27 protein-coding genes are annotated in these 25,910 nt (G+C 58.0%); 18 read left to right on the top strand and 9 right to left on the bottom strand.

Features of this window, described 5'->3' with window-relative positions; all coding sequences use genetic code 11:
• Position 1: 1 nt before the first annotated feature.
• Complete coding sequence (locus tag SIC18_RS03430; RefSeq protein WP_048347677.1) at positions 2 to 1,156, bottom strand: efflux RND transporter periplasmic adaptor subunit; 1,155 nt, start codon at positions 1,154 to 1,156, stop codon at positions 2 to 4.
• A gap of 105 nt (positions 1,157 to 1,261) precedes the next feature.
• Between SIC18_RS03430 and mutT the strand changes: the two genes are divergently transcribed.
• Positions 1,262 to 2,416, top strand: coding sequence for an 8-oxo-dGTP diphosphatase MutT (gene mutT, locus SIC18_RS03435; RefSeq protein ID WP_413430158.1), 1,155 nt, complete (start codon positions 1,262 to 1,264; stop codon positions 2,414 to 2,416).
• A gap of 76 nt (positions 2,417 to 2,492) precedes the next feature.
• Entirely contained in the window at positions 2,493 to 3,485 is a 993-nt protein-coding gene (locus SIC18_RS03440; RefSeq protein ID WP_413430159.1) for a carbohydrate kinase family protein, read from the top strand.
• Positions 3,486 to 3,728: 243 nt separating this feature from the next.
• Here SIC18_RS03440 and SIC18_RS03445 read toward each other — a convergent pair whose 3' ends face one another.
• Positions 3,729 to 5,084, bottom strand: coding sequence for a glutamine synthetase (locus SIC18_RS03445; RefSeq protein ID WP_413430160.1), 1,356 nt, complete (start codon positions 5,082 to 5,084; stop codon positions 3,729 to 3,731).
• Between the two features lie 128 nt (positions 5,085 to 5,212).
• On the opposite strand from SIC18_RS03445, the gene SIC18_RS03450 reads away from it, so the two are divergent.
• A complete protein-coding gene (locus SIC18_RS03450) occupies positions 5,213 to 5,398 on the top strand; it encodes a hypothetical protein (protein WP_048347685.1) in 186 nt (61 codons plus the stop codon).
• On the top strand, positions 5,395 to 6,852 hold the full coding sequence (locus SIC18_RS03455; RefSeq protein ID WP_413430161.1) for a sodium:solute symporter family transporter: 1,458 nt from the start codon (positions 5,395 to 5,397) through the stop codon (positions 6,850 to 6,852). Before SIC18_RS03450 ends, SIC18_RS03455 begins: the two co-directional genes overlap by 4 nt.
• Here SIC18_RS03455 and tsaE read toward each other — a convergent pair.
• Positions 6,815 to 7,339: a tRNA (adenosine(37)-N6)-threonylcarbamoyltransferase complex ATPase subunit type 1 TsaE gene (gene tsaE / locus SIC18_RS03460; protein ID WP_413430162.1), complete on the bottom strand. Its 525-nt coding sequence runs from the start codon at positions 7,337 to 7,339 to the stop codon at positions 6,815 to 6,817. The genes SIC18_RS03455 and tsaE overlap by 38 nt on opposite strands.
• 24 nt (positions 7,340 to 7,363) lie before the next feature.
• Here tsaE and ahcY point away from each other — a divergent pair, with 24 nt between their 5' ends.
• Both ahcY and SIC18_RS03470 read left to right on the top strand, forming a co-directional pair.
• Positions 7,364 to 8,794, top strand: coding sequence for an adenosylhomocysteinase (gene ahcY / locus SIC18_RS03465; RefSeq protein WP_048347688.1), 1,431 nt, complete (start codon positions 7,364 to 7,366; stop codon positions 8,792 to 8,794).
• 506 nt (positions 8,795 to 9,300) lie between these two features.
• Entirely contained in the window at positions 9,301 to 9,960 is a 660-nt protein-coding gene (locus SIC18_RS03470; protein WP_048347689.1) for a DedA family protein, read from the top strand.
• An 80-nt stretch (positions 9,961 to 10,040) separates the two neighbouring features.
• Here the strand turns inward: SIC18_RS03470 and SIC18_RS03475 are convergent, their stop codons facing one another.
• Complete coding sequence (locus SIC18_RS03475; RefSeq protein WP_011618097.1) at positions 10,041 to 10,421, bottom strand: single-stranded DNA-binding protein; 381 nt, start codon at positions 10,419 to 10,421, stop codon at positions 10,041 to 10,043.
• A gap of 136 nt (positions 10,422 to 10,557) precedes the next feature.
• On the opposite strand from SIC18_RS03475, the gene SIC18_RS03480 reads away from it, so the two are divergent.
• The 7 genes from SIC18_RS03480 to SIC18_RS03510 all read left to right on the top strand — a co-directional run bounded on the left by SIC18_RS03480 (position 10,558) and on the right by SIC18_RS03510 (position 16,925).
• The gene (locus SIC18_RS03480; RefSeq protein ID WP_048347690.1) at positions 10,558 to 11,610 is read left to right on the top strand and encodes a rod shape-determining protein; all 1,053 of its coding nucleotides are present in this window, start codon (positions 10,558 to 10,560) and stop codon (positions 11,608 to 11,610) included.
• A gap of 5 nt (positions 11,611 to 11,615) precedes the next feature.
• Positions 11,616 to 12,359, top strand: a complete 744-nt coding sequence (mreC, locus tag SIC18_RS03485; RefSeq protein ID WP_048347691.1) for a rod shape-determining protein MreC — start codon at positions 11,616 to 11,618, stop codon at positions 12,357 to 12,359.
• A 3-nt stretch (positions 12,360 to 12,362) separates the two neighbouring features.
• Positions 12,363 to 12,866 carry a hypothetical protein gene (locus tag SIC18_RS03490; protein WP_048347692.1) on the top strand — a complete coding sequence of 168 codons (504 nt, stop codon included), beginning with the start codon at positions 12,363 to 12,365 and terminating at the stop codon, positions 12,864 to 12,866.
• The gene (locus SIC18_RS03495; protein WP_048347693.1) at positions 12,863 to 14,170 is read left to right on the top strand and encodes an ABC transporter substrate-binding protein; all 1,308 of its coding nucleotides are present in this window, start codon (positions 12,863 to 12,865) and stop codon (positions 14,168 to 14,170) included. The genes SIC18_RS03490 and SIC18_RS03495 overlap by 4 nt, the downstream gene beginning before the upstream one ends.
• 138 nt (positions 14,171 to 14,308) lie before the next feature.
• Complete coding sequence (gene rpaB, locus SIC18_RS03500) at positions 14,309 to 15,076, top strand: response regulator transcription factor RpaB (protein WP_048347694.1); 768 nt, start codon at positions 14,309 to 14,311, stop codon at positions 15,074 to 15,076.
• A gap of 71 nt (positions 15,077 to 15,147) precedes the next feature.
• Positions 15,148 to 16,617, top strand: a complete 1,470-nt coding sequence (lysS, locus tag SIC18_RS03505; protein ID WP_048347695.1) for a lysine--tRNA ligase — start codon at positions 15,148 to 15,150, stop codon at positions 16,615 to 16,617.
• A gap of 44 nt (positions 16,618 to 16,661) precedes the next feature.
• Positions 16,662 to 16,925 (top strand): hypothetical protein, encoded by a 264-nt coding sequence (locus SIC18_RS03510; RefSeq protein ID WP_006042532.1) that lies wholly within the window; start codon positions 16,662 to 16,664, stop codon positions 16,923 to 16,925.
• 22 nt (positions 16,926 to 16,947) lie between these two features.
• Here SIC18_RS03510 and SIC18_RS03515 read toward each other — a convergent pair whose 3' ends face one another.
• From SIC18_RS03515 to egtB, 4 genes are read right to left on the bottom strand one after another with little or no spacing between them, the layout of a single operon-like run.
• Positions 16,948 to 17,433, bottom strand: a complete 486-nt coding sequence (locus SIC18_RS03515) for a hercynine metabolism protein (protein WP_048347696.1) — start codon at positions 17,431 to 17,433, stop codon at positions 16,948 to 16,950.
• Positions 17,430 to 17,663 carry a hercynine metabolism small protein gene (locus SIC18_RS03520; RefSeq protein ID WP_048347697.1) on the bottom strand — a complete coding sequence of 78 codons (234 nt, stop codon included), beginning with the start codon at positions 17,661 to 17,663 and terminating at the stop codon, positions 17,430 to 17,432. Before SIC18_RS03520 ends, SIC18_RS03515 begins: the two co-directional genes overlap by 4 nt.
• A 27-nt stretch (positions 17,664 to 17,690) precedes the next feature.
• On the bottom strand, positions 17,691 to 18,683 hold the full coding sequence (egtD, locus tag SIC18_RS03525) for an L-histidine N(alpha)-methyltransferase (protein WP_413430163.1): 993 nt from the start codon (positions 18,681 to 18,683) through the stop codon (positions 17,691 to 17,693).
• A complete protein-coding gene (gene egtB, locus SIC18_RS03530) occupies positions 18,680 to 19,897 on the bottom strand; it encodes an ergothioneine biosynthesis protein EgtB (RefSeq protein ID WP_413430164.1) in 1,218 nt (405 codons plus the stop codon). Before egtB ends, egtD begins: the two co-directional genes overlap by 4 nt.
• Before the next feature lie 97 nt (positions 19,898 to 19,994).
• On the opposite strand from egtB, the gene SIC18_RS03535 reads away from it, so the two are divergent.
• Entirely contained in the window at positions 19,995 to 22,073 is a 2,079-nt protein-coding gene (locus SIC18_RS03535) for a serine/threonine protein kinase (RefSeq protein WP_413430165.1), read from the top strand.
• Here the strand turns inward: SIC18_RS03535 and smpB are convergent.
• Positions 22,067 to 22,561, bottom strand: a complete 495-nt coding sequence (smpB, locus tag SIC18_RS03540) for an SsrA-binding protein SmpB (RefSeq protein WP_413430166.1) — start codon at positions 22,559 to 22,561, stop codon at positions 22,067 to 22,069. The two genes, SIC18_RS03535 and smpB, sit on opposite strands and share 7 nt — an antisense overlap.
• Before the next feature lie 64 nt (positions 22,562 to 22,625).
• On the opposite strand from smpB, the gene ruvB reads away from it, so the two are divergent.
• Genes ruvB through SIC18_RS03560 form a run of 4 tightly spaced genes read left to right on the top strand, consistent with a single transcriptional unit; the run spans position 22,626 to position 25,910 of the window.
• The gene (ruvB, locus tag SIC18_RS03545) at positions 22,626 to 23,705 is read left to right on the top strand and encodes a Holliday junction branch migration DNA helicase RuvB (RefSeq protein WP_413430167.1); all 1,080 of its coding nucleotides are present in this window, start codon (positions 22,626 to 22,628) and stop codon (positions 23,703 to 23,705) included.
• The gene (locus tag SIC18_RS03550; protein WP_048347702.1) at positions 23,702 to 24,511 is read left to right on the top strand and encodes a tetratricopeptide repeat protein; all 810 of its coding nucleotides are present in this window, start codon (positions 23,702 to 23,704) and stop codon (positions 24,509 to 24,511) included. Before ruvB ends, SIC18_RS03550 begins: the two co-directional genes overlap by 4 nt.
• Positions 24,508 to 25,683: an amidohydrolase gene (locus tag SIC18_RS03555; RefSeq protein WP_413430168.1), complete on the top strand. Its 1,176-nt coding sequence runs from the start codon at positions 24,508 to 24,510 to the stop codon at positions 25,681 to 25,683. Before SIC18_RS03550 ends, SIC18_RS03555 begins: the two co-directional genes overlap by 4 nt.
• Positions 25,680 to 25,910 (top strand): DUF3188 domain-containing protein, encoded by a 231-nt coding sequence (locus SIC18_RS03560; protein WP_048347704.1) that lies wholly within the window; start codon positions 25,680 to 25,682, stop codon positions 25,908 to 25,910. The genes SIC18_RS03555 and SIC18_RS03560 overlap by 4 nt, the downstream gene beginning before the upstream one ends.

Consider the following 25,910-nt stretch of genomic DNA (forward strand, 5'->3'; position numbering starts at 1 on the left):
TTCAGTTGGCTCCCACTGAAACCTTCACAGGCATGCCGCTGCGAAGTCGACTTGTGTTGCTAATCGCCACTTTGTCCCCGGATTTGAGTCCTGATATCACCGGATAGAGATTGTTTTGTAGATCCCCGAGCTGTACTTTAGTTTGAAGCACAATTGGTGTATTTCCTGGAAGCTTTTCCAATGTTTTTAACGCTTTGGCCGTTGTGTTAGGTGAGCGTTTGATTGTCGGTAGCGCCTTGCTGATGGGTACTACCTCATAGACGAAAGGCTGTTGGGCTTGCATCATCACGGCCTGCACCGGTACCGCCAACCGCTCGCTTGATCCGGTAATAATTTCGGAGGTCACGTATTGGCCTGTCTTTAATTGTCCGGTGAGGTTGGGAAACTCTGCCTTCACCATCAGTGTGTTGGGAGGACTGCCAGCTTTGGGAATTGCGTAGTAGGGCGATACAAATGTGATTGTGCCTTGACCGGTGACTTGCGGGGTGGATTGAGATGCGAGCCGCACTGGTTGTCCCACTTTCACTTGGGATGCCTGCGCTGCGGGAATTTCCATCAAGGTCCAGAGAGTTGAGTTGTCAACAATCCCTGTGATGATGTCTCCAGTTTTCACGTAATCGCCAATTTTTACGGTGTCCAAGTCACCGATAATCCCGTTAATTGGAGACCGTACAAATTTGTAGTTAAGGGTGGCCTTGTCGGCGATGGCTTGATCTCTTGATGAGATCGCTTTCGTGACGAAGGAATCACGGCGTTTTGCTGATGTGGCTCCTTGTTCGTAAAGGTATTGGTATCGGTCAGCATTCACTCTGTCGTAACGAGCTTGTGCTTGAGATGCATCGAATTGAGCACTCTGTTGTGTGTTGTCGAGCACAAGAATTACCTGACCTGCTTGAACTTGATCTCCCTCTCTGACAAGTTTTTTGATCACCCGACCATCTGTTTCAGGGCTGAGGGTCACATTGGTGGTGGATTCAAGGGGGCTTACGGCTTTGATGCTTGGTTTGAAGTTGCCCTGGGAGATCGTTGCAGTCTTGATGGATAAAAGGGTTGGCCCTGATTTCTTGCTCTGCCCGCATGCTGCAAGCGCAACCGAGAGAGTCAGCACGACAACAAAAGAGCCCCGCACAATGCAACCGATAGTTCCGCGGACCATACCTCTTATTGAGGACCAGTGACGCCCTGGCTTCTCCCTCAGTCCCTATCGGGGAACATCAGGTCCTGCAGTGAAGGTATGAATCATGGGAGCCTGCGCTAATTAATGGACGAACTCAGTGCATTGACACCAGAACTGAGCCGCTCCTTGTTGGCCTGGTGGGAGATGCATGGACGCCGGGATCCTGAGCAGAAGCCTTGGATGTTCACTCCTGAGGGGACATGGTCTGAGCCCTACGAGCACTTGAATCCCTATCCGATCCATGTCGCTGAGGTGATGCTGCAGCAAACACAGCTGCAAGTGGTTTTGCCTTACTGGCAGCGCTGGATGGAGTCCTTCCCAACCCTTGAGGCGTTGGCTCAAGCCGAGGTGCAAACGGTCCTTTTGAGTTGGCAGGGGCTCGGCTATTACTCCCGAGCCCGTCGTTTGCATGGCTCTGCCCAAACTTTGCTGAAGCGCATCGGCTCTCAGTCCTGCGAAGACCCTCAGAGCTGGCCCCAGGAGCCAGATTTCTGGCTGGATTTGCCTGGGATCGGCCTTAGTACGGCAGGCGGCATTCTGTCCTCGGCTTTTAATAGTCCCCTGGCGATCCTGGACGGCAATGTTCGTCGGGTGCTGGCCAGGTATCAGGCTCATTCGCGCCCGCCGATGCGTGACCTGCGCTTGTTCTGGAACTGGAGTGACGCTCTTGTAGCGGCTGCACCCGGTCGGGCTCGTGATCTCAATCAGGCTCTGATGGACTTCGGAGCCACCGTCTGTAGTCCCCGTTCACCCAATTGCGCGTGCTGTCCTTGGCAGATGCATTGCTCTGCTTACGCTGCTGGCGATGTGGAGAGCTACCCCGTGAAAGAGACCCCTCGAGCCGTGCCTTTTCAAGTGATTGGCGTGGGTGTGGTGCTGAACGATGCTGGGGAGGTGTTGATTGATCAACGCCTGAATGAGGGGTTATTGGGTGGGCTATGGGAATTCCCTGGTGGGAAGCAGGAGCCAGGGGAGGCCATCGTTCAGACCATTGCTCGTGAATTGCAAGAGGAATTGGCGATCGACGTGTCTGTGGGTGAGGAGTTGATCAGTCTTGACCATGCCTACAGCCATAAAAAGCTGCGTTTTGTGGTGCACCTCTGCCAGTGGCGAAAGGGTGAACCCCAGCCGCTTGCGAGCCAGCAGGTGCGCTGGGTGCGTCCGGAGTCGTTGGCTGACTATCCCTTCCCTGCCGCAAATGCACGGATCATTGCTGCGCTTTTGGACCATCTCTCCTAAGCGGGCTGCTCGTGGCGGGACGTTGGTTGGCATCACGCTGAGCCGCAGCCAGCCTTAAGGCATCCGACTTGCTGTTATGGCCGATCTTTCTGGTTTGGCTCCTCGTGTGATGTGCCTGGGTGAGGCATTGGTTGATCGACTTGGACCGTTGGGGGGAGACCCCGTGACGGCAGCTCCTGAAGCCTGTGATGATCGCTTGGGCGGTGCACCCGCGAATGTGGCCTGTGCTCTTGCCCGATTAGGAACTCCTGTCGCTCTGGTTGGTCGACTTGGTGAAGACGCAATTGGTTCTGCCTTTCGTGATGTGTTTCAGCAGCGGGGTGTGGCTGTTCAAGCCCTTCAACGCGATGTGAGTCACCCAAGTCGGGTGGTGTTGGTTCGTCGCGATACCAATGGTGAGCGCGTGTTTCAGGGTTTTGCAGGAGATCACGCCCTGGGTTTTGCCGATCAGATGCTGAATCGTGACGAATTGGAAGCGGTTTGGCCGATGGTGTCGAAGCAGGCTCGCTGGTTGCTCGTTGGCACGATTCCATTGGCAACGCCAACTTCTGCTGATTCGCTGCGGTGGTTATTGGCTCAAGCCCAGGCGGCAAGCCTTGCGCTTGCTGTAGATGTGAATTGGCGCCCCACCTTTTGGGATCCCGAGGCAGATCCAGCGGCTGGTCCTACCGCTGATGCATTGGCGTTGATCAAGCCGTTGTTGGAACAAGCCTCCCTGATCAAATTGGCTCGGGAGGAGGCGTTGTGGTTCTTCGGCAGTGATGATCCTGCTGCTGTCGCTAAAGATTTGCCGCAGCAGCCCGATGTGGTTGTGACCGATGGAGCCAACCCCATTCGCTGGTTGATCGAGCATGAGGCTGGGAGTATGCCGGTGTTTCAGCCTTCTCAGGTCATCGACACCACTGGGGCAGGTGATGCATTCACTGCGGGTCTCTTGCACTGTTGGGATCGTCCCGTGAATGAGCGGCTGTCCTTTGCGTCAGCCTGCGGTGCTCTTGTTTGCAGCGGCGCCGGAGCCATCGATCCACAGCCGCGAGAGCAGGATGTTCGTACCTTCCTAAATCGATGACGGTTGGACGTTGCTAAGGATGGTGGATCGCTTGCGTCTCCTCAAGCTTTGGACTTCATCGCTGAATGAGCTCAGTCTGAGTTGATTCGGTTGGCTCCCACCACTGAGATCAAGCGTCGATCATCCCCCTAAACACACATCGACGCCCAACTTGGCCAAGTCGTATTGGCCGGCGTTTGGCATGGCAGGCACTGGGTCGCAGACCAGATCAGCGCAGAGAAGACCAAGGCATAAACAATCCAACTAAACCAGTCCTCCCACGATCGGCCACCAGCAACTGTCACTCACTTGTTGCTCCTCCGATTTGGTTTCGACCCGGTGGATTTCAGCGGCAAGGCTGTCTAAGAGTGATCCGTGCAACAGCGGGCCCATGGCCTCAAGGAGGACAGCGTCGCGCTCCAGCGCTAGTCGTGCCTCAACAAGACTGGCTGGAAGCCTGCAAACGCTGTGGTCCTTAACGAGTGCAGGATCGCCGACCTGCTCTGGTGGAAGGGTGCGTTGATTTCTCATGGCATCCAGCACTTGGGCCTGTAGTGCACCGAGTAACAGGTAGGGATTTGCAGTGGGATCGACTGCCTTGATCTCCAGGTGGGCGGCACTTTGATCTGTCGCGGTGGGGATGAACCGAACGGCTGCCTCACGGTTCTCCATCCCCCAGACCTGGAAGGGTGCAGACCAGCTGCTGGGCACTAGGCGTAGGTAAGAGACGGGCGAGGGGCTAGCCAGGGCTACCAGTCCAGGGAGCTGTTCGAGCACCCCTGCGATCAGCGCTTCGCCCTCAGGACGAAGCCCATAGGGTCCGGAACCTTCCTCTAGCAAGGGGCCTTGCGAATCTCGGACACTGAAGTGCAGATGGCCGCCATTCCCAACCCAGTCGAGCCTGGGTTTGGCACTAAAGCTGCTGAACCAGCCGAAGCGGCGCGTCACGCGTTGAATCACCAATCGGGCACGAATCAGTTGGTCCGCCGCTTGAAGGGGGTCTTGGGCTGCGAAGGAGAGTTCGAACTGGGAGGGGCCATATTCGGGATGAAATTGGAGCCAGTCCACATCGGCTGCATCCAGTGCCTCGAGGAGTGCCGAGGCGTAATCGAGGCCTTCGATCAAGCGGTCCGCGCCATAGGGGCCTCCGGCGATCACTGCCTTTGGGGAGCCATCGTTGTCTGGGGTGATGACGACCCACTCCAGTTCAAATCCAGCAGTGAGGGAGAGGCCTCTTCGATGCAATGTTTCTCCCATTCGGCGGCAGAAGTGCCGCTGATCTGCCTCGTAGGCACCAGAGCCGTTGCGGTTCCATCGTTCGCCGGCGGCCCAGGCCCAGCCTTGATCGGGGTCCAGCATCGCCAGTGATGATGGATCAGCCTTGAGGCGCAGATCCCCATCCGGTCGGGTGAGGCGATGAGTCGGATCGATGATTCCGTCCGAGCGGAAGGCGTCGGAGATCGGAGAGAAGCCAACGCCAACGTCGATGGCGAGTTGCCAACGGCGCAATGGAACAACCTTGACGAGCGACTCGCCGGCGTGGTTGTCCCAGGTGATAGCGATCTGACGCACACCCCTGGCACTTAACGCTTCGAGAGAGGTGTCATGCTCCTTGCTCATGGCTTGGCGTGCAGTGTTTCCAGGATGAAGCCTTCTGCGTTGAGACGCTGCACTCTTGTTGCCTTGGTGTGGCGTCTTGGGCTGAAACAGTGATTGATCAGAATGGAGGTTGAGAAGGAGGGCGATTCATGGTTGTCATGCCAAGCCGCTTGCCATGGTTGGCCCTGCTCGCTGCTGTCGTTTTGGCATTAGTGGTGCATCTTCAGGCTGCATCGGCCTTGCCGTTTTGGGCTGGTATGCCTGCTTGGGTGTTGATGTTCATCGTCCTTCAGGCGGCACTCACCCTGATCGCGGCTTGGATCGCCCGCCCATGACCACCACCCTGATTTCTGCGCTCATCTCACTTGTTGTCTACCTGTTGGCTTTGCTCTGGCTAGGTGCTCAGAGTCTTGGGGGACAAACCAACAGCGCCGACTCCTATTTTTTGGCCGATCGCCGCCTGCGTGCCGGTGTGCTGTTTTTCACGCTGATTGCAACCAATTTCAGTGCTTTCTTCTTTCTTGGCTTTGCTGGCGCGGGATATCGAATCGGGATTGCCTATTACCCAATGATGGCTTTTGGAACAGGATTAGCCGCTCTCAGCTTCGGCAGCCTGGGCTGTCGGGTGCGGAGACTCAGCGCTCAACATGGCCTCATCACCCCTTCCGAATTGATCGGCCATCTCCTGCCTGGGGAAGGGGTGCGCTTATTGGTGCTTGCCGTCATGGTGCTGTTCACCCTTCCGTATTTGGCCCTGCAGCCTTTGGGTGCGGGGTATTTACTGGAAAGTCTCACAGGAGGCGTCGTGCCTTTTGAAGTGGGAGCAGTCCTGCTCACGGTTGTGATTGTGCTCTATGTCGTTGGCGGCGGGATGCGAGCCGTGGCGCGCACCGATGTGCTTCAAGGAGTGCTGATGTTTTTGCTGATGCTCATGGCTTTTGTGGCTGTCGCCTTGGGTGTTGGTGGAGTTCAAACTGCAAATCGCACGCTTTTGCAACAGCTTCCTGATCTCTTTAGCGGGGCTGGACGCAATGATTTTTTTACGCCTCGAATGATGGCGAGTTACTTGCTCCTTTGGCCGTTATGTCTTCCGATGTTTCCGCAGATGCTGATGCGTTTTTTCGCTGCTGGGGATGACCGCTCGCTGAAACAGTCGATGGTGCTTTACCCCGTCGTGGCGGGAGTGCTGTTTATTTGTCCCGTGATGATCGGGATGTGGGGGCATCTGTCCTTCCCCGATCTGGTGGGTCGCGCATCCGATCAGATCATGCCGTTGATGCTTGGGCGTTACAGCCCGGAGTGGCTCACAGGAATCGTGATGGTGGGGGCTTTGGCAGCGTTTATGTCCACTTTGGATTCGCAGTTGTTGGCCCTGTCTTCCATGCTGACCCGCGACTTATATAAAAGGTATTGGCGTCCGCAAGCGTCTTTGCCGGAGCAAGTGCGGGTCGGGCAGCTGGTGGTGATCGCACTTGCTGTCTCTGGTCTGGTCATTGCCCTTCGTCCGCCGGAGGCAATTTTGTCGCTGGCAACCCACGCGTTTTCGGGTCTCGCATTGTTGTTCCCGATGCTGGTGGGGGCGGTTTATGGCCTGCGATGGTCCGTTATCGGCGCCATTTTGTCGGTTATCGGGGGAGAAGCCGTTCTGCTGGGGTTTGCCACGGGCGTGATTCCAGAGGTGTTCCAGGGGGGCTGTTTGCCTTTGATCCCAGCACTGTTGGTGGCGTGCTTGATTTTGGTTGTGGATCAGGTCATCTCTCGCTGGTTGTCGTCTTGCGTGCAGGCGTGACTTTCGGGCATTGCAGCGAGATGCTGCGTCCCCCGCCAGGGTCGTAATCGAGAGCTAAAAACCAGGCGTCAGGGAGGGAAAGACTGAGCCTTTCAGGCCACTCCACCACAAGCAGGGCTCCCATCGCAGAGGCTTCTTCTTCTTCTTGAAGGAAGAGGTCGTTGGCTGCGAAGGCTTGCTCGAGGCGGTAGAGGTCGAGATGGATCAGTGGTGGGGTGCCTTCGGGGTAGTGCTGAGCCAGTGCAAAGGTTGGGCTGGTGATCGGTTCCTGGATTCCTAGAGCATCGGCTAGCCCCTGCACCAGAGAGGTTTTGCCTGCACCGAGTGGTCCCTGTAGGAGCAGGATGTCGTGTGGCTTGAGGCGCGCTGCCAGCATCCGGCCAAGGACTTTTGTGGCCTCGAGATCGTCAAGGATCCTTGTCTCATCTGTAGATTGGCGAATAAGGGAGCCCGAAGCCTCGGCGTCTCCGAAGTATTTATCGTTCACATCCTCCCCAGGGAGCTTTTCAATATGGTGGCAACAGCCGCGGCAACGGCCGAACTTCAGGTCGCAAAGGACTACGTCATTGCAGATATCGGTTTAGCCGATTTTGGTCGCAAGGAACTCAATATTGCTGAGACCGAGATGCCCGGTCTCATGGCATTGCGTGCCAAATACGGCAAGGACAAGCCCTTGAAGGGGGCCCGGATTGCCGGCTCCCTCCACATGACGATTCAGACAGCTGTTCTGATCGAAACCCTGGTCGAGCTTGGTGCCGATGTGCGCTGGGCCTCCTGCAATATTTTCTCCACCCAAGACCACGCCGCAGCTGCGATGGCTGCTGGTGGCATTCCAGTCTTTGCCGTTAAGGGTGAAACCCTTGAGGAGTACTGGGATTACACCCACAGCATTCTCGAATGGGGCGATGGCGGAACGCCCAACATGATCCTGGACGACGGTGGAGATGCCACCGGTCTGGTGATGTTGGGTAGCAAGGCTGAGCAGGACATCACCGTGCTCGATAACCCTTCCAACGAAGAGGAGACCTTCCTGTTCGCTTCCATCAAGAAGAAGTTGGCCAAGGATTCCAGTTTCTACAGCCGCATCAAGGCTGAGATTCAGGGTGTGACCGAGGAGACCACCACGGGAGTGGCTCGTCTCTACAAGATGCAGAAGAACGGAGAGCTTCCTTTCCCTGCGATCAACGTCAACGATTCGGTCACGAAGAGCAAGTTCGACAACCTCTATGGCTGTCGTGAATCTCTGGTTGACAGCATCAAGCGCGCGACCGACGTGATGGTGGCTGGCAAGCAAGCCCTCGTGGTTGGTTACGGCGATGTGGGCAAGGGTTCTGCGCAGTCATTGCGTGGGCTTGGTGCCACCGTTTGCATTGCTGAAGTGGATCCCATTTGCGCACTGCAGGCTGCGATGGAGGGTTACCGGGTTGTCCGCCTCGAGGATGTGGTGGATCAGATGGACATCTTTGTGACCGCCACGGGCAACTACCAGGTGATCCGTAATGAGCACCTGGTCAAGATGAAGGACGAAGCGATCGTCTGCAACATCGGACATTTCGACAACGAGATCGATGTCGCTTCGTTGAAGTCTTACCAGTGGGACAACATCAAGCCTCAGGTGGACCACATCACCCTGCCAAGCGGCAACAAGATTATTCTTCTTGCCGAAGGCCGTCTCGTGAATCTGGGCTGCGCCACTGGTCACCCTAGTTTCGTGATGAGCAACTCATTTACCAATCAAGTGTTGGCTCAGATTGAGCTATTCACGAAGGGCAGTGAGTACGGCAAAGAGGTGTATGTGTTGCCTAAGCACCTTGATGAGATGGTGGCTCGCCTTCATCTTGAGAAGATCGGATGCAAGCTTACTGAGTTGAGCAAAGATCAAGCCGATTACATTAACGTTCCTGTGGAAGGTCCCTACAAGCCTGATCACTATCGTTATTGATCATTTTCAACTGATTGAAGAGGGCTGCGAAAGCAGCCTTTTTTTTTGGCTTAATGTTTTTAAAGATTGCCTGCTAAGCGGCGAATTGTTTGAATTAAGTTTATTTTTGACTGGAATTTAAAGTTATCATTCTGTTGTGGAGCTGATGATTTCGAGTAGGCCTGTTTGGGTGGACATTTCAGGCATTTGATCGGCCTGGTGAGCGTCGCTTTCAACGCAGCTTCTTTGCTTGATTGATGGGTGAGGTGTTCAGAGTATTGATAAGGATTTGTTCGATCTAATGATGAGATTTTGAGCGATCGGCTTTGTGCTCTGAGCTCCCTCGGGTCCCAAACGGTTTGGGGTCGCCTGAGGCCTAGCGTCTCAAATGATGCTTTTCTGATTCGAATGCGTAGATATTTTTTCTTCTATCTATCGCCGATTCTGATGCGCGAATCACGTCGTTATCGAGGATACCGTTTGGCCATAAAGTATGAAAGACTGGCTTCGCTTTGTCATCATTGTGAATGGGTCTGTCTGAACTGATTACTCAGCTGCCAGAGCTGATTGGACAGGCCGTTGAGGCGAATCAATGGTTGGGGTATGGCGCCATTTTTGCCGCCATGTTTCTGGAAAACTTGTTTCCGCCCATCCCCTCAGAACTGATCATGCCCTTGGGAGGGTTTTATGTGCAGCAAGGACAATTGCAATTCATCCCCGTTGTCCTTGCGGGTTTGATCGGAACGGTGCTGGGTGCGTTGCCTTGGTACGGCATCGGCCGCCTAATTAATGAAGAACGCATTGAGCAATGGCTGGAGCGCCATGGTCGCTGGATCGGCATCAGCCCTGAGGAGCTCGCGCGGAGCCGCCGCTGGTTCAGCCGTTATGGCACTGCTTTGGTGTTTTGGGGACGGTTGGTACCAGGCATTCGCACTCTGATTTCGGTTCCTGCTGGCATTGAATTGATGCCGATGGCTCCGTTTTTAATCTGGACCACGGCTGGCAGCTTGATCTGGACGCTGTTGCTCACCATCGCCGGGATGGTGCTTGGTGAGGGCTACAGCAACGTTGAGGTCTGGATCGACCCCGTCTCCAAAGTGATCAAGGTGGGCCTGGTCATTGCCGTTTTGGCTGGTGGGATTTGGCTTGCCCTCAGAATTTGGCGTCGCCGCCAGTCCGCCGATTAACCAGCTTGAGGCTTACCAGCGACCGGTTGGTGTGATCCCCTCCCAATGCTGGGAGTAGCCGGTCGCCATGGTTGATTGATTTAGAAAGGAACCTCTTCGTCGCTGGGGCTTCCTCCACCAAACCCGCCGGAACCCGCTTCGCTGTCGCGCTTGGAGCCCAGAAGTTCGAGGCGATCAACCCGAACGACAGGCTTGCTGCGTTCTTCGCCGCTATTGCGATCTGTCCAGCGATCCAATTTGAAGCTGCCGATGATGCCGAGGAGTGATCCTTTTTTGACGTAATCAGCGGCAACCTGGGCCTGTTTTCCCCAGATCTCAAGGTTGAACCAATCCGGCTCGTCGTCGCGGCTGCGGCGATTCACGGCAATGGTCAGGTTGGCCACCATGCTTCCTGATTCGAAGTAGCGAACTTCAGGGTCTCGGCCAGCCCGGCCGACCAGCGTTACGGAATTGACACTCATGAAGGTTTGGTTTTGCGTGGATTAATGATGCGCCACGGTTGTCGTAGCTGCTTTTAAGGAGTTCCACCCTCAGCGCCGGATGTATCAGCCGGTGCATGACACCCCACCTAAGATTCTGCGACTTGTGCCATAGCCAGTGCTTTTTCGTCGATTTCAGCTTTCCCGTGACATCGGTATCGACCTCGGCACTGCCAATACGCTCATTTATGTCTCCGGCAAGGGGATTGTGTTGCAAGAGCCTTCAGTGGTGGCGATTGATCTCGAGCGGGGGGTGCCCCTGGCGGTTGGAGATGAAGCGAAGCTGATGTTGGGCCGTACGCCAGGGAACATTCGTGCGGTGCGGCCCCTGCGTGATGGCGTGATCGCTGATTTTGATGCTGCAGAGCAGATGCTCAAAAGCTTCATTCAAAAAGGCAACGAGGGCCGCGGAATCGTTGCCCCACGCTTGGTCGTGGGGATCCCCAGCGGTGTGACGGGTGTGGAGCGCCGCGCCGTACGTGAGGCAGGCCTGGCCGGTGCCAGAGAAGTGCATCTCATCGACGAGCCCGTGGCCGCGGCGATTGGTGCTGGTTTGCCGGTGACGGAGCCAGTCGGCACGATGATTGTGGATATTGGGGGTGGAACCACCGAAGTGGCGGTGCTCAGCCTCGGAGGCACCGTCCTGAGTGAATCGGTTCGAGTGGCCGGTGATGAAATCAGCGATTCGATCGGTGTCCATCTCAAAAAGGTTCACAACCTGGTGGTGGGCGAGCGCACCGCCGAAGACATCAAGATTCGAATCGGTTCCGCATTCCCAGACAACGACTTCGATCAGACGGTGATGGATGTGCGTGGCTTGCACCTCCTCTCTGGGTTGCCGCGCACGATTCAGCTCCAGGCGGGTGACCTTCGCGAGGCCATCGCTGAGCCCCTCAACGTGATTGTTGAGGCGGTGAAGCGCACACTCGAACGCACCCCTCCTGAGCTGGCAGCAGACATCGTTGATCGCGGAATCATGCTTGCTGGCGGTGGGGCCCTGGTGAGGGGGATTAGTGACCTGATCAGCCATGAAACGGGGATCTTCACCCACGTTGCGGAAGATCCGCTCCTCTGCGTGGTGAATGGCTGCGGTCAGGTGCTGGAGGATTACAAGCGCCTGCAGCGTGTGCTGGATACACCTGAATTCGTTCGTTCTGCTACGAGCCTCTAATTACAATGGGCTCCTCGCCGTGGCCGCAGGGAACGCGTTCCCGGAGCCTGAAACGAATCTGGCCTTGGCTCGTTCTTCTCGGCGTGCTGGGGATGGTGCGTTGGAGCAAGGGCGCAGGCTTTGTTGATGCCTATGCCTTTCTGACGCGTCCATTTTGGCCTGGTTCAGCTCAGAAACAGTGGATCCAGTCAGCGCAGCAGCAGAACGATGCCACGCGTTTGCAGCTGCTCGAGGTGGATAACGCCCGTTTAAGGGGGTTGCTTGCGCTGGATCGTCAAGGTGCCAACAACGCGATTTCAGCTGCTGTGATCTCCAGAACGCCTGCGGGATGGTGGCAACAGATCGTGCTGGGAAAGGGGACTCTGGATGGCATCCAACAAGGTGATGCAGTGATCGGTCCAGGTGGATTGATTGGCCGGGTTCAAAGTGCCACCCCTGCCACAAGCCTTGTGCGTTTGCTCACCGCCCCCGGGAGTCGAGTTGGGGTTTGGGTGCCACGGACCCGTCAACATGCCCTGCTGGTGGGCATGGGAACGTCCCGCCCCGAATTGAAATTCATCGATCGAGATGTGAAGGTGCGACCCGGCGATCTAGTGAGCACCTCCCCAGCCAGCACCCTGCTGCCTGCGAACCTTCCGGTGGCCGTGGTGCAGTCCTTGAACTCCAGGGCGGTGCCGGCTCCAACGGCTTTGGTTCAGTTGATTGCGCCTCCGGATGCGATCGATTGGGTCCAGGTGAGTAGGCGCTGATCGATGGCTCGTCTTCACAGACAACCAATCTGTGTTGCCTCTGGATTGTTGGTGCCGTTGATCAGCTTGGCGGCACCGTCATGGCTGAGCTTGGGCGGTGTATTGCCGAGCTGGGCCGTGTTGTGGCTGCTGCCTTGGGCGCTGGTTGATGGACCGGTGTCGGGTCTGATTGCGGGTGCGGCGATGGGGCTAGTCCTGGACGGTCTCACGGTGGGAGATGCCAGCCAGGTGCCCGCTTTGATGCTGTTGGGCTGGTGGTGGGGATGGCTGGGGCGGCGCGGACCACCGATTCAACGCAGTCTCAATTTGGGATTGTTGGCTTGGATTGGCACGATGTTGCTAGGGCTAACTCTTTGGGCGCAGCTGTTGGTTGAAGGCGTGGATGCACCTTTGGCCCAAGCTTTTGCATTGCACACCTGTTTGGCGCAAGGGCTGATGACGGGCCTGATGGCCCCGATGATTGGGTCTTGGCAACTTCTGATCTGGCGACGGCGTACTCCCGCATGATTCAGCACACTTCCCATCGTCGTAGGTGGCTCGCTCTGGCCCTGGTCAGCACGTCGTTGCTGATCGGGGGCTGCCGGCGTGCCGCAGCGCCAGAAGGAGCTCTCCAGCTTTGGACACTGCAATTAGCGCCCAAGTTCAACACCTACATGGAACAGGTGATTGACCGCTGGGACGATGGCCATCCCGATGCACCGGTGCGCTGGACCGACTTGCCTTGGGGCTCGGTGGAACGGAAGCTTCTGGCTGCAGTGTTTGCGCGCACCGCCCCTGATGTGGTGAATCTCAACCCCCCCTTTGCGGCCAATTTGGCAAGCAAGGGGGGGTTGACCGATCTCACGCCGCTGTTGCCACCCGATGCCGCTCAGCGCTATTTGCCTTCGGTGTGGCGTGCGGCACGCGATCCAAAGGCTGGCCAGATCGCCTTGCCCTGGTATCTCACGGTCCGCCTCAGCTTGGTCAACCAGAAGCTTCTGCAACAGGCGGGCGTGAACGCGCCACCTCGTCGATGGGAGGACGTTCCTGCCTTTGCCCGTCAACTTCGAGAGCGAACAGGGCGTTACGGACTCTTTGTCACGGCAGTGCCCGACGATTCAGCTGAATTGCTGGAGTCGATGGTGCAGATGGGGGTCGTCTTGCTGGATGACAAACAGCGAGCGGGATTCAACTCTCCAGAGGGCCGTAAGGCGTTTGCGTTTTGGACCGATTTATATCGAGAGGGGCTTCTCCCTAGAGAAGTGGTCAGCCAGGGGCAACGCCGGGCGATTGAGCTCTACCAAAGTGGAGAGCTCGCGCTGCTGGCCAGTGGGGCTGAATTTTTACGCAGCATCCAGACCAACGCCCCTGGCGTGGCGGCGGTGACCTCACCGCAACCGCCACTCACAGGAGGCGATGGCACCGCCAACGTGGCTTTGATGACGCTTGCGGTTCCTCGCCAGAGTCAGCGCGCGCAAGAGGCGTTGTCGTTTGCACTCGATCTCACCAACGGGCCGAACCAAGCGCGCTTTGCGCGCGAGGCCAGGGTGTTGCCCTCCTCCCTGGAGGCGCTCAGGCAGGTGCGTTCTGAGCTTGAAGCCGAGCGTCCTGCAACCCCTGAGTTGGCTCAAATTCGAGAGGCAAGGCTTCTCTCTGCCAAGACGCTGGAGCGGGCCCGGGTCCTGGTCCCTGCGACGCCCGGTGTCAAGCGTCTTCAGAGCATCGTGTACACCCAATTACAACGGGCGATGTTGGGTCAGATCAGCAGTGAGGAGGCAGTGCGTACGGCTGCTGAGCAGTGGAACCGTTACTCAGAGGCGCGATGGCCCTAATGCCTTCACGAGTTGCACTCATGGGTTGCGTTGAATTGAAAACATAAAAACAATCGAAAGCCTGAGCCCCTAACTTTTGGCTGCTCACGAACTGTTCACGCCGACCGGTAGAGTCAATTCTCTTCACATTGTGTTGCGATGCCCACAGATGGGCCTTCTGCAAAAGGAACCATTCTTGTGGTGGACGACGAACCCGCAGTGAGACGGGTTTTGTTGATGCGTCTGCAATTGGCTGGTTACGACGTCGTCTCCGCTGAGGATGGTGAGGAGGCGTTGGAAATGTTTCACAGTGAATCGCCGGATCTCGTCGTTCTCGACGTGATGCTTCCCAAGATGGATGGCTTTGCGGTCTGCAGGCGTTTACGCGCTGAGTCGTGCGTCCCGATTATTTTTCTCTCGGCCTTGGAGTCCATCTCCGAACGCGTGGCTGGCCTTGACCTTGGAGCGGACGATTATCTTCCAAAGCCCTTTAGCCCAAAGGAACTTGAAGCCCGCATCTCCACGATCCTGAGACGGGTGGGGTCTGGTTCTGCCACCGTTGAGCCCCGCGAGATTCCCAGTGGCCAAGGCGTGATGCGTGTTGGAGATTTAGTGGTCGACACCAATCGCCGTCAGGTGAACCGGGGAACCGAACGCATTGCTCTGACTTACACAGAATTCAGCCTTCTTGAATTGCTCTTCCGCGACCCAGGTCATGTGGTCCCTAGGGCCGAAATCCTTGAGCAGCTTTGGGGCTATCCGCCCCGACGTGCGGCTGATCTGAGGGTTGTTGACGTGTATGTGGCACGCCTGCGAGGCAAGCTCGAGCCCGACCCGCGCAATCCTGAACTGATCCTGACGGTGAGAGGGATCGGCTACGCGTCCCAACGCATGGGTGAACCTGCAGGAGCACCTGCAGCAGTTTGATGAATTTGGCGTGATCCGTTCGCTCTTGTGCCCGCCGCGGGGCAGGATGGCGCCCGACTGCTTCTTCTCTCTTGTCTGAACTTCGTGAGACCCGCTTGGAGAAGGCGAATGCTCTCAAAGAACAGGGGCAAGAGCCGTATGCATTGCGTTTTGATCTGACCGATCGCATGGCTCGCCTGCAATCCGATCACGCTGATCTTGCAAATGGCACCGAGCGAGACCTGAAGGTTTCGGTTGCTGGTCGGGTGATGACGCGCCGGGTGATGGGCAAGCTTGCGTTTTTCACGCTGGCGGACGAAACGGGAACGATCCAGTTGTTCCTCGAGAAAGCAACGCTGGGCGACAGCTTTGCTCAGCTCAGTTCCTTGGTGGATGCAGGTGACCTCATCGGGGTTCACGGCATCTTGCGCCGTACGGATCGGGGTGAATTGTCCGTCAAGGTGAGCGAATGGCAGATGCTCACTAAAGCGCTGCAGCCATTGCCAGATAAGTGGCATGGTCTCGCGGATGTGGAGAAGCGCTATCGACAGCGCTATCTGGATTTGATCGTGACGCCGCAGTCCCGTGAGACGTTCCGTCGTCGGGCGATGGCCGTGAGTGCGATCCGGCGTTGGTTGGATGAACGCGACTTTCTAGAGATCGAAACACCGGTCTTGCAGTCCGAAGCCGGAGGCGCTGAGGCGCGGCCGTTCATCACGCACCACAACACCCTCGATCTGCCTCTCTACTTGCGGATTGCCACGGAGCTCCATCTCAAACGGCTCGTGGTGGGTGGATTTGAACGGGTCTATGAGCTCGGGCGGATCTTTCGCAACGAAGGGGTGAGCACGCGCCATAACCCTGAATTCACGTCGGTGGAGGTGTATCAGGCCTATGCCGATTACAACGACATGATGGCGCTCACCGAACAGCTAATCGCTTCGGTTTGTGAGCAGGTATGCGGTACAACCCGCATCAGCTACCAGGGCGTGGAGGTGGATCTGACGCCGTCCTGGAGGCGCGCCACGATGCATGAACTCGTACAGGAGGCCACCGGCCTTGATTTCACCTGCTTCGAGACCCGTGAAGCGGCTGTGGAGGCGATGCAAGCCGCCAATCTCCCGACGCCTGATAAGGCAGACACCGTTGGACGGCTGTTGAACGAAGCGTTTGAGCATGCTGTGGAACCCAATTTGATTCAGCCCACCTTTGTGCTCGATTACCCCCAGGAAATTTCACCCCTGGCGCGTAAACACCGCAGCAAGCCAGGGCTTGTGGAGCGGTTTGAGTTATTCATTGTGGGACGAGAAACGGCCAATGCCTTCAGTGAGCTCACGGATCCTTTGGATCAACGAGGCCGCATGGAGCTCCAGCAGGAACGTCGTGCTGCCGGAGATGTGGAAGCCAGCGGAGTGGATGAGGATTTCATCCAGGCCCTCGAAGTGGGGATGCCCCCTACGGGTGGACTTGGAATTGGCATTGATCGCCTGGTGATGTTGCTGACTGACAGCCCCTCGATTCGTGATGTCATTGCCTTCCCATTGATGCGACCTGAGGGGTGACCTGTCAGCATGGATAATTAACCCAGTGGCAGGGTCCAATTCCCATGAGTGGTGAGCGCGTAGGTTTCCGCTTCAAACACGCCGATGCGGTGGTCAAGCGCAATCCGCAGGGACGTTCCCGTCGCGGATGGGTGATGGAGCCAGTGGAGCAGACCACGAGCCGAGGCACCAAGATGCCCGCTTATCGCATCCGCTGGCGCGATAGTGAGCGTCCTGAGATTGTCCTCCAGCACATGCTGATTGCTGATCCAGACCCCACCCCTCCGCCTGAAAACGTGAGCCTCGAGCCTCCCGCACCGAAGGCTTGATCCAGAGCAATCTCAAGTTCGATTAGTTGAGGCCTTGATTGCGCCTCAGTTCTTCAAGCTCTTGCTGTGCTTCAAATAAGGCCCAATCCTCATCAAGGCTGAGCCTGGATGTGGACTGTTTTTCCTGGGTTTTAAGGCTGTTGAGCTGCGCTTCGAGTTCGGCGAACTGAAGCCCAAGTGCCTCGAACTCCTCCCAGAGCTCGCGACCTTGCTGCATCAGAGCAGCAACGTGCTGATCCGCCCGTTGTGCGAGTTCAAGGGCACCAGCCCTTCGTGCTTTCTCGCTACGCGTTGTCCAGGCTTGGACCTGTTCGGCGAGGGTGAGCAGCTGGCGGCGTAATTCCCTCGCTTGGAGTTGCTGTTGCCCGCGACGGTTGTGTAGATCCCTTTGGCGGTCCTGGAGATGCTGTTCGCGCAGAAGTTGATCCTGAGCTGGATTGCTGCGCAAAAACTGTTCAAGCCGTTCCTCCAATCCGCGTTCGAGGTTGTCCAGCCAGGTGGGACTCATGGGATTTGATCCGGTGCGCGTGTGATCAATGGAGCTTCGATTTCCTCTTCCAGCGGATTGATCGCACCTTCCCGTGAACGGAGCAACAGCTGGGTGAGACGAGCGACTGATCCCTCCCCGAGCTCCAGTGCACCCAGGCGATCGAAGGCATTGCGATACACCGCTTCTAGCTCTTCCATCAGGGTTTCACGTTGGAGGCGAACTGTGGCCCGTTGCTCGTCGCGACTCATGGCTCAGCAGGGATGAAGGGTTGGATCTCAGTCTGGGGCCTCTAGGAGATGCAAGGAGAGATCGTCATCTGGATCATGCCAGCGGCGAACCCAGCGCCATCCGGCCTGTTGCGCTAACGCAACAGCCCGCTCAGGGCTGTATTTGAGGCTGTATTCAGTGATCAGTGGTTCATCGCATTCGAAGGTCCAACGGTCACCGGCGATCCTGACAACTTGGTTGCAGCTGCTGATCAAGGCCATCTCCACTCGCTGTTGGTCGGCTTGCCAACGCGCTTGGTACGCAAAGCATTGCGGGTCAAAATTCGCTCCCAAATCGGCATTGAGGCGATGCAGCAAGTTGCGTGCGAAGTCTGCTGAGATGCCAGTGGCGTCGTTGTAGGCCGCTTCTAGGCGGATCTTGCTTTTGGGTTGGTCCAGACCAAGAAGGAGAGGTCCCCCCCTCAGCAATTGCTTGAAATGGCGGAGCACGCGAACGGCATCGTGCTGTTCAAAATTGCCGAGCGAGCTGCCAGGAAAGAAACCGATGCGTCGTTGGTCTCGCAGCAATGGGTGTTCCGGCAATGCTGTCAGCGTGCTGTGATCGCAGCAAATTCCCAGCATTGGCACCCCTGGGTGACTTTGCTGCAGTGCTGTGGTGGCTTTGCGTAAGTGCTCCGCACTGATGTCGAGGGCCACGTAGGCGGCGGGATGGATCGCATCGAGAAGGGGGCCAACTTTTTTGGCGCTTCCAGCCCCGAATTCAATAATCACGCCGTCACCGATCGCGGCTGCAATCTCGGGGGCACGCGCCTCGAGCAAAGCAATTTCGGTGCGGGTGAGGCTGTATTCGGGTAGTTGGCAGATGCGATCGAAGAGGCGAGAGCCCTCCTCGTCATAGAGAAACCAGGCCGGGAGTTGGCGCGGGCATCGGTTGAGACCGATCCGGACGAGCTGTTGCATATCCGCTGCTGGCGGATGGAGGTCGATCAGTTCGGTTGTTGGATCAGTTGTTTGATCCGTTTGTTGTGAGGTTGTGGTCATCGGGCCAAGCGCAGGCCTGCCGCCATCCAGCGGCTAGAGGGAGCAAAAAAGTTGCGGTAGGTGTTACGGGCATGGCCCTTCGGGGTGAGCTGACTGCTGCCCCGCAACACAAATTGGGAGGTCATGAACTTGCCGTTGTACTCGCCAACGGCTCCTTGGGCCGCTTGAAACCCCGGATAGGGCCTGTAAGGACTTGCGGTCCATTGCCAAAGCTCAGCATGGCTTTGCTTGAGCTGCTGCCCCTGCTCCAGTGCGGCCGTTTCCCACTCGGCCTCCGTTGGGAGGCGAGATCCAGCCCAGCGTGCATAGGCATCCGCTTCAAACCAGCTGAGATGGCGGACTGGGCGATGGGCTTCTAACGGGCAGCGTCCGGCCAGGGTGAACTCCCAGGACCAGGCTGGTGGATCAAGCTGCTGGCGCCAGTAGCGCGGTGCCTTCCACTGTCGCTCTGAGCAGATGGCCCAGCCTTCACTCATCCAGAGTTCGGGGCGCTCGTATCCGCCGTCCTCGATAAAAGCTTTGTATTCGCCGTTGCTCACCAAGCGATCGGCCAGGGCATAGGGCTCGAGCCAAACGCGATGACGTGGCTCCTCATTGTCGAAATGGAAGCGATGGGAATGGTGGGTGTTGTGGTGTTGGATGTCCTGGCCGATCTCCACCAGGCCCCCCGCACACTCCAGCCAAACGGGAGCTGTGCCGTCGTTGGAAGCGCCTGCGGGCTCTTGCCAATCCGTTCGGTAGGCCGGCTCTAAGGGCTGACGGCTGAAGGCATCGAGAAGATCCATCAACATCAACTCCTGGTGCTGTTGCTCGTGCTGAAGGCCCAGTTCCACGAGTTCCAACCAAGGGGAATCGCCGCTGCGTTTGAGCAGGTGTTCCAGAGCCTGATTCACCTTGTGCCGCCATGCGATCACCTCTGCCATCGGCGGCCTGCTGAGTAAGCCCCGTTGCGGTCTGGGTTGCCGAGGGCCAACCGCGTCGTAATAGGAGTTGAACAGATAGTTCCAGCGTGGATCCGCCCGCTCGTAATCAGGGCAGTGCGGGATCAGCACAAAGGTTTCGAAAAACCAGGTGGTATGGGCGAGATGCCATTTGGGAGGGCTCGCATCGGCCATGCCCTGGAGGCAGAGGTCTTCGGCTTCAAGCGGCTCAATCAACACTTCGCTGGTGCGACGCACGTCCATCAGCCGGCTGAGCAGCGTGCCGGAGTCCATGGCAGGTTGATGTTCGGGACAGTGACCTTAGTGAGGCCACGCTGCAGGTGCTTTCGCAAAACTCCCCCTACCATCACCCCATTAAGGCCATGTCGTTGTGATCGGCACGCTGCTGTCTGCGCGCTACCGCTTGGATCAATGTCTGACGTCAGATGCGTCTGCACCCCAGGGACGCCTGTGGCGTGGAACCGACGTGTTGGCCTCCGATGCGTCAGTGGCATTACGGCAGCTTCAGGATTCCAATGCAAAAGAGCGGTTTCGCCAGCTTTGGCCGGCGATGCAATCGGTTCTCCACCCGCTGATTCCACGCTTCGGAGGACTCCTGGAGGAATTGGATTCGCTCTGGCTGGTCAGGGAGTGGCAGGAAGGATCAAGCTTTGGGTTGATTCAGCAGCAGCGGCGTGAGCGTCAGCTGGTCTTCGGTGGCGGCGAAGTGTTGCTGTTGTTGCGTCAGCTCCTTTCCGTGTTGGGCGTTCTCCATGGCAAGGGACTGGTCCATGGAGACATCAATCCGAGCAATCTTCTGCGCCGTGATCAGGATGGGCTGCCGGTTTTGCTGGATTTTGGCCTGCTGCAAAACCTGGGAACCGCTCCGCTGTTAGGAGCCACGGCCAGCTATTCGCCAAGGGGGCAAGGCCGCGGCGAAATGGCTGCGCCATGGATGGATTTGCATGCTCTCGGCGTGACCGCACTGACCTTGCTGGACGGACGGGCGCCGGAGGCTTTGCTGCCGGCGGATGCCAGTGAATGGCAATGTCCCCCAGCCCTCGAGCTCCATGAAGGCTTCCGCGACGTGTTGGAACGGATGTTGAGCGAGCTGCCAGGTCGCCGTTTTGAGCAGGCCTCGGAGGTTCTGCAGGCCTTGAAAGCGGTTCCTATGCCTGAATCGACGGGGCCCATGCCCAGTTCCGCTCGAACGGTTGTGCTTGCGCCTGTGGTGACGGCCTCTGCTGAGCTTCCTGCCGTGGAACCGCCGGCTGTTCGTTCCTCTTCCCCTGAGCCACGCCGACGTCAGCGCGCCGACGAGCGCCAAGTGGCCGCGGAAGGACGGTTATGGCCCGTGGTGATTGCCCTCTTGTTGTCAGCCGTGGTGGGGACTGCCATCGGTTGGTTTCTGCTCAGCCGTGGCAACGCTCCAGCTGGTGTGCCCTCCACTGATCGAGATGTGGTGGGCCGCTCGCCAACGGCCAGCCTTCCGCCAGCAGAGGTGGATCAGCGTCAACAACTTCTGAGTCGGCTTAGGGCTCTGCAGGTCGACCGCAGCTGGTTCTTGCAGCTTGTGGATGCCAGCTTGTTAGCCCGATTCCCGGAGCGAAGCGGTCGCTTGCCCAGTGATTCCCTCGAGGATGCTCCTCTACGCAAGGTTTGGAACGAGTTGGCCAACGAGTGGTTGGCAAGGGTGGAACAGTTGCCTCCAGGCTTGCGTCGTCGACTGGGGACACTCGATTCAAAGGATTGGCAGACTCAGCGTCAGGCCTTGGTCGCCCAAGGGGTCAATGACAGGGTGGTGGAACAGCTGGTCTCCGTGGCCGCCAACACCCTGTTGCCGGGTGTGGCCTCTGGAACCAAGCCACCAGAACCGTTCCGCCAGCTTTGGTATGCCGCCGCCTTGCGCAGTCTGGAAGAGGTCAAGATTGAAACGGTGAAGGCTGGGACTGAGATGGCCACCGTCCTGTCCAGTCGGGTACCAGCCGATAGCGCCCGCCTGATTTCCATTCAGGTTCCGGCCAACCGTCGGCTGGTGCTCGGTATTAACGGAACGCCGTTGATGCAGATGACCGTTTATGCCTCTGACGGCTCTGTGGCCGCCGAACGGGGGCCTTTGCGAGTGGTCACCCTGGCGGCTGATGTGGGCACGCCTGTCCAGGTGCTCGTAACGAATGAAGGCGTCGCCTCCGGGCTTCTGACCTTGTCCTCTCGAGCTGACCTCCCGAATCCGACCCCTTTGCCGAAAGCTGTGTCAAAACCACTGCCAAGGGTGGATCTCAATCCGATTGCCGATCCGGCGACAGGGGTGCAGGGGCCTGTCGAAGCGTTGCCGGAGCCCCCTGGCCCGAAGCCAGCAGGCGTGAAGGAGGACGTCTCCCAAGAGCAAGCCCTCCAAGAGCCATCTGCTCAACCGGAGGGCGATCGAGTCCCAGAAGCAGCTTCCAGCACAGGGCTGAGTCGTCAGTAGCGGGCGATGGCATCCCGTGTTTCTTTCTTGACCTGTTTGTCTTTGGCGGCGGCCCGCTTGTCATGAAGCTTGCGCCCCTTGCCCAGGCCGATGGTCACCTTGATCCATGACCCCTGCAGGTGCAGGTTGAGTGGAATCAAGGCGAGCCCTTTTTGTTCGAGGTGACCGCGCAATTTGTCGATTTCGCGGCGATGGGCAAGGAGGCGCCTCACCCTGAGGGGGTCGTGATTGAAATAGCGGCTGGCGTGGGTGTGCGGGGAGATGTGAACGTTGTGGAGGTGCAGTTCGCCCCGTCTGATCAGGCAGAAGCCATCCCGCAGATTGGCCTGCCCCGCCCGCACCGACTTCACCTCGGTCCCCAGAAGCTCGATTCCCGTTTCTAGGGTTTCAAGGATCTCGTACTGATGCCGAGCCAGCCGGTTGTCGGCCAGCAGGCGATTCGCCTCTGCTCTTGCTGCTGCACTCTTCTTGCCGCCTCCCTTGCCCATCTCGCGTCAGGCCCCACGGCCGATCGGTCTTCCGACCTTATCCAGCTATCGGTACCCTGCGACCATGGCGATCGTTTCTTCCAACGCTGAACCCTCCAAGGGAGCTGCCCGACCGAAGCCGTCGCGGGTGGTGGATGCAGCGCGTCAACTGGATGATTCGGCAGAGCTGAGCGCGACGAAGGAAGATGGTCTCAGGCCTCGTCGTCTCGACGATTACATCGGTCAGCGCGAACTCAAGCAAGTGCTGGGGATTGCCATCCAAGCGGCGATGGGTCGGGGTGAGGCCCTCGACCACGTTTTGTTGTATGGCCCTCCAGGGTTGGGTAAAACCACCATGGCGATGGTGTTGGCTGAAGAACTGGGGGTGACCTGCAGGATCACCAGCGCTCCGGCCCTTGAGCGCCCTCGCGACATTGTTGGCCTGCTCGTAAACCTGCAGCCAAAAGAGGTGCTCTTTATTGATGAGATTCATCGGCTCACCCGCGTTGCTGAGGAGCTCCTCTATCCGGCGATGGAAGACCGCCGCCTTGATCTCACCGTTGGTAAAGGAAGTACGGCGCGAACAAGAGCCCTGGAGTTGCCGCCTTTCACGCTGGTGGGCGCGACCACAAGGGCTGGTGTGCTGAGCTCTCCCCTGCGGGATCGCTTTGGACTGATTCAGCGCCTGGAATTTTATGGACACGAGGATTTACAAGCGATCGTGATGCGGGCTGCTGGTCTGTTGACCCTGCAGCTTTCGCCTGAGGCTTGCGCAGAGATTGCCCGACGGTGTCGTGGCACTCCCCGGATCGCTAACCGACTTTTGCGCCGGGTGCGGGATGTTGCCTGCGTGCGTGAGGTGTCGGGCTGCATCGACGTGCAGTTGGTAGATGAAGCACTCACGCTGCATCGTGTGGATGGGAAGGGCCTTGATGCCAGTGACCGGCGCCTTCTGGAGCTGTTGCTTCAGTCCCATGGAGGCGGCCCCGTAGGTCTCGATACTTTGGCCGCGGCGCTTGGTGAGGACCCCACCACCCTGGAAGCTGTGGTGGAACCCTATTTGCTGCAGCTGGGCTTTCTTCAGCGCACCCCCCGTGGTCGCGTGGTGACCGCCGCTGGTCGAGTCCATCTCGGTTGGCCAGCGGATGAGGGGGATGCGGCATGAGCTTTGATCTCAAGCGTTGGGTCTCCGTCTTGTTGGTTGCCTTTGGGGTTGTGGTGTTGCTTGGGGCCGATCCAGCTGTTGCGGAATCGCTTCCCAAGGATCAGCACCGTCAATTGTTTGAACAGGCCCTGCGCTTCAGCCGTCAGGGTGACCCTCAGCAGGCCCTCGAGGGATGGGATCGGGTGCTGGAGCTGGCTCCTGATGATGCGGCTGCCTGGAGCAACCGCGGCAATGTGCGTCTTGTCTTAGGTGACACCGAGGGGGCGATCGCCGATCAAACCCAGGCCATTGCGCTTGCTCCGGAAGAATCTGACCCCCACCTCAATCGAGGCACGGCTGAGGAAGCCTTGCAGCATTGGACGGCAGCCGAGCAGGATTACAACTGGATTTTGAAGAGGGATCCTGAAGATGCTTCGGCGCTCTACAACCTCGGCAATGTGCGCGGCTCTGAAGGCGATTGGGAATCCGCTGAAACCCTCTATGGGCGCGCGGCTGAGGCCCGTCCTGGCTTTGCGATGGCACGCTCCAGCCGGGCCTTGGCCCTCTACCAACTCGAGGCCTTTGACGAGGCTGAGAGGGAGATGCGCAACTTGATCCGTCGTTATCCGATGTTTGCTGATGCGCGAGCTGGATTAAGTGCTTTGCTTTGGATCCGCGGTTCTAAGGGCGAGGCCGAAAGCAACTGGGCGGCGGCTTCTGGCTTGGATCCCAGTTATCGCGAAGCCGATTGGTTGCTGCAGGTACGTCGCTGGCCGCCACGCCCTGTTGCTGATTTACAGCGTTTTCTGGCTCTGGAGAGTCCATGACCACCACCTCTCCCCCCCTCAAGCAGCGCCTTGAAGCGATCTTGCCCGAGTTGATCGAGCTGCGACGCCATCTTCATGCCCATCCGGAACTGAGTGGCGAAGAGCACCAAACCGCGGCCCTCATTTCTGGAGAGTTGCGTCAGTGTGGGTGGCGTGTTCGTGAAGGGGTGGGGCGCACCGGTGTGATGGCGGAGCTTGGGCCTCAAATCGGTCCGCAGTTGGGGTTGCGCGTGGATATGGACGCCTTACCCGTCGAGGAGCGCACGGGCTTGCCTTATGCCTCCTTGCGGCAAGGGGTCATGCATGCCTGCGGTCATGACTTGCATAGTTGTATCGGCTTGGGGGTTGCACGCCTGTTGGCGCAGGAGCCGTCCTTGCCAGTGGGGATGCGCCTTTTGTTTCAGCCTGCTGAGGAGCTTGCCCAAGGTGCCCGCTGGATGCGCGCTGATGGCGCCACCGATGGGCTCAACGCCTTGTTTGGAGTGCATGTGTTCCCAACATTGCCAGTGGGCACGATCGGTGTACGCAGCGGCAGTTTGACGGCTGCTGCTGGAGAACTGGAAATCGAAGTGATCGGTGAAGGCGGTCATGGAGCGAGGCCCCATCAATCTCTCGATGCGATTTGGATTGCAGCGCGAGTGGTCACAGGATTGCAGGAGGCAATCAGTCGTCGCTTGGATGCCTTGAATCCGGTGGTGGTGAGCTTTGGGAAAATCGAAGGTGGTAAAGCTTTCAATGTGATTGCAGACCGGGTGACCCTCCTGGGCACGGTTCGCTGTCTTTGCGCGGATCTCCATGAACGGTTACCGGCCTGGATTGAGGAGACGGTGCAAGCCATTTGTGGGAGCTTTGGTGCCACCGCCAGGGTTCGCTACCGCTGCATTGCACCCCCCGTTCGCAACGATCCCGCCCTCACTGCCTTGCTCGAGCGCAGTGCCGTTGAACAACTGGGGGCAGCGCAGGTGCAACGCTTAGAGCAGCCTTCGCTCGGCGCCGAGGATTTTGCCGAACTGTTGCAGGACGTCCCCGGCACCATGTTTCGATTGGGGGTGGCAGGACCCGATGGATGTGCAGCGCTCCATAACGGCCATTTCAACCCTGAGGAAGGAGCCTTAGGCGTGGGAGTGCAGGTCTTGACCGCTGCGATGTTGGCTTGGACTCCCATACCATGAGCCGTCAATCCAGGACAAGGATCCACATTGTGTTGTCGCTGGCAGCACCCTTGATGGTGCTGCTTGGTGTGTCGGCGATGCTGCAGCGAGAGGGGCCCGACCGTTGGCAAGCACTTCCTGCCATCCTTGTGGGATCTGGTTTGGTGATCCATGCAGTGGTGGGCCGTCGTCATCGCCGCCATCAGTTGTTGATCGCCTTGCGCACCACCCGTTCTCAGGAGGATTGA

This window comes from Synechococcus sp. Cu2B8-bc1011 (assembly GCF_047302735.1).
GTDB lineage: Bacteria > Cyanobacteriota > Cyanobacteriia > PCC-6307 > Cyanobiaceae > Synechococcus_C.

Bases quoted from the DNA above. Each gene is read 5' to 3' on its own strand.
- SIC18_RS03430 (WP_048347677.1), bottom strand. From the start codon at position 1,156: ATGGTCCGCGGAACTATCGGTTGCATTGTGCGGGGCTCTTTTGTTGTC.
- mutT (WP_413430158.1), top strand. From the start codon at position 1,262: ATGGACGAACTCAGTGCATTGACACCAGAACTGAGCCGCTCCTTGTTG.
- SIC18_RS03440 (WP_413430159.1), top strand. From the start codon at position 2,493: ATGGCCGATCTTTCTGGTTTGGCTCCTCGTGTGATGTGCCTGGGTGAG.
- SIC18_RS03445 (WP_413430160.1), bottom strand. From the start codon at position 5,084: ATGAGCAAGGAGCATGACACCTCTCTCGAAGCGTTAAGTGCCAGGGGT.
- SIC18_RS03450 (WP_048347685.1), top strand. From the start codon at position 5,213: ATGGTTGTCATGCCAAGCCGCTTGCCATGGTTGGCCCTGCTCGCTGCT.
- SIC18_RS03455 (WP_413430161.1), top strand. From the start codon at position 5,395: ATGACCACCACCCTGATTTCTGCGCTCATCTCACTTGTTGTCTACCTG.
- ahcY (WP_048347688.1), top strand. From the start codon at position 7,364: ATGGTGGCAACAGCCGCGGCAACGGCCGAACTTCAGGTCGCAAAGGAC.
- SIC18_RS03470 (WP_048347689.1), top strand. From the start codon at position 9,301: ATGGGTCTGTCTGAACTGATTACTCAGCTGCCAGAGCTGATTGGACAG.
- SIC18_RS03475 (WP_011618097.1), bottom strand. From the start codon at position 10,421: ATGAGTGTCAATTCCGTAACGCTGGTCGGCCGGGCTGGCCGAGACCCT.
- mreC (WP_048347691.1), top strand. From the start codon at position 11,616: ATGGGCTCCTCGCCGTGGCCGCAGGGAACGCGTTCCCGGAGCCTGAAA.
- SIC18_RS03490 (WP_048347692.1), top strand. From the start codon at position 12,363: ATGGCTCGTCTTCACAGACAACCAATCTGTGTTGCCTCTGGATTGTTG.
- SIC18_RS03495 (WP_048347693.1), top strand. From the start codon at position 12,863: ATGATTCAGCACACTTCCCATCGTCGTAGGTGGCTCGCTCTGGCCCTG.
- rpaB (WP_048347694.1), top strand. From the start codon at position 14,309: ATGCCCACAGATGGGCCTTCTGCAAAAGGAACCATTCTTGTGGTGGAC.
- SIC18_RS03510 (WP_006042532.1), top strand. From the start codon at position 16,662: ATGAGTGGTGAGCGCGTAGGTTTCCGCTTCAAACACGCCGATGCGGTG.
- SIC18_RS03515 (WP_048347696.1), bottom strand. From the start codon at position 17,433: ATGAGTCCCACCTGGCTGGACAACCTCGAACGCGGATTGGAGGAACGG.
- SIC18_RS03520 (WP_048347697.1), bottom strand. From the start codon at position 17,663: ATGAGTCGCGACGAGCAACGGGCCACAGTTCGCCTCCAACGTGAAACC.
- egtD (WP_413430163.1), bottom strand. From the start codon at position 18,683: ATGACCACAACCTCACAACAAACGGATCAAACAACTGATCCAACAACC.
- egtB (WP_413430164.1), bottom strand. From the start codon at position 19,897: ATGGACTCCGGCACGCTGCTCAGCCGGCTGATGGACGTGCGTCGCACC.
- smpB (WP_413430166.1), bottom strand. From the start codon at position 22,561: ATGGGCAAGGGAGGCGGCAAGAAGAGTGCAGCAGCAAGAGCAGAGGCG.
- ruvB (WP_413430167.1), top strand. From the start codon at position 22,626: ATGGCGATCGTTTCTTCCAACGCTGAACCCTCCAAGGGAGCTGCCCGA.
- SIC18_RS03550 (WP_048347702.1), top strand. From the start codon at position 23,702: ATGAGCTTTGATCTCAAGCGTTGGGTCTCCGTCTTGTTGGTTGCCTTT.
- SIC18_RS03555 (WP_413430168.1), top strand. From the start codon at position 24,508: ATGACCACCACCTCTCCCCCCCTCAAGCAGCGCCTTGAAGCGATCTTG.
- SIC18_RS03560 (WP_048347704.1), top strand. From the start codon at position 25,680: ATGAGCCGTCAATCCAGGACAAGGATCCACATTGTGTTGTCGCTGGCA.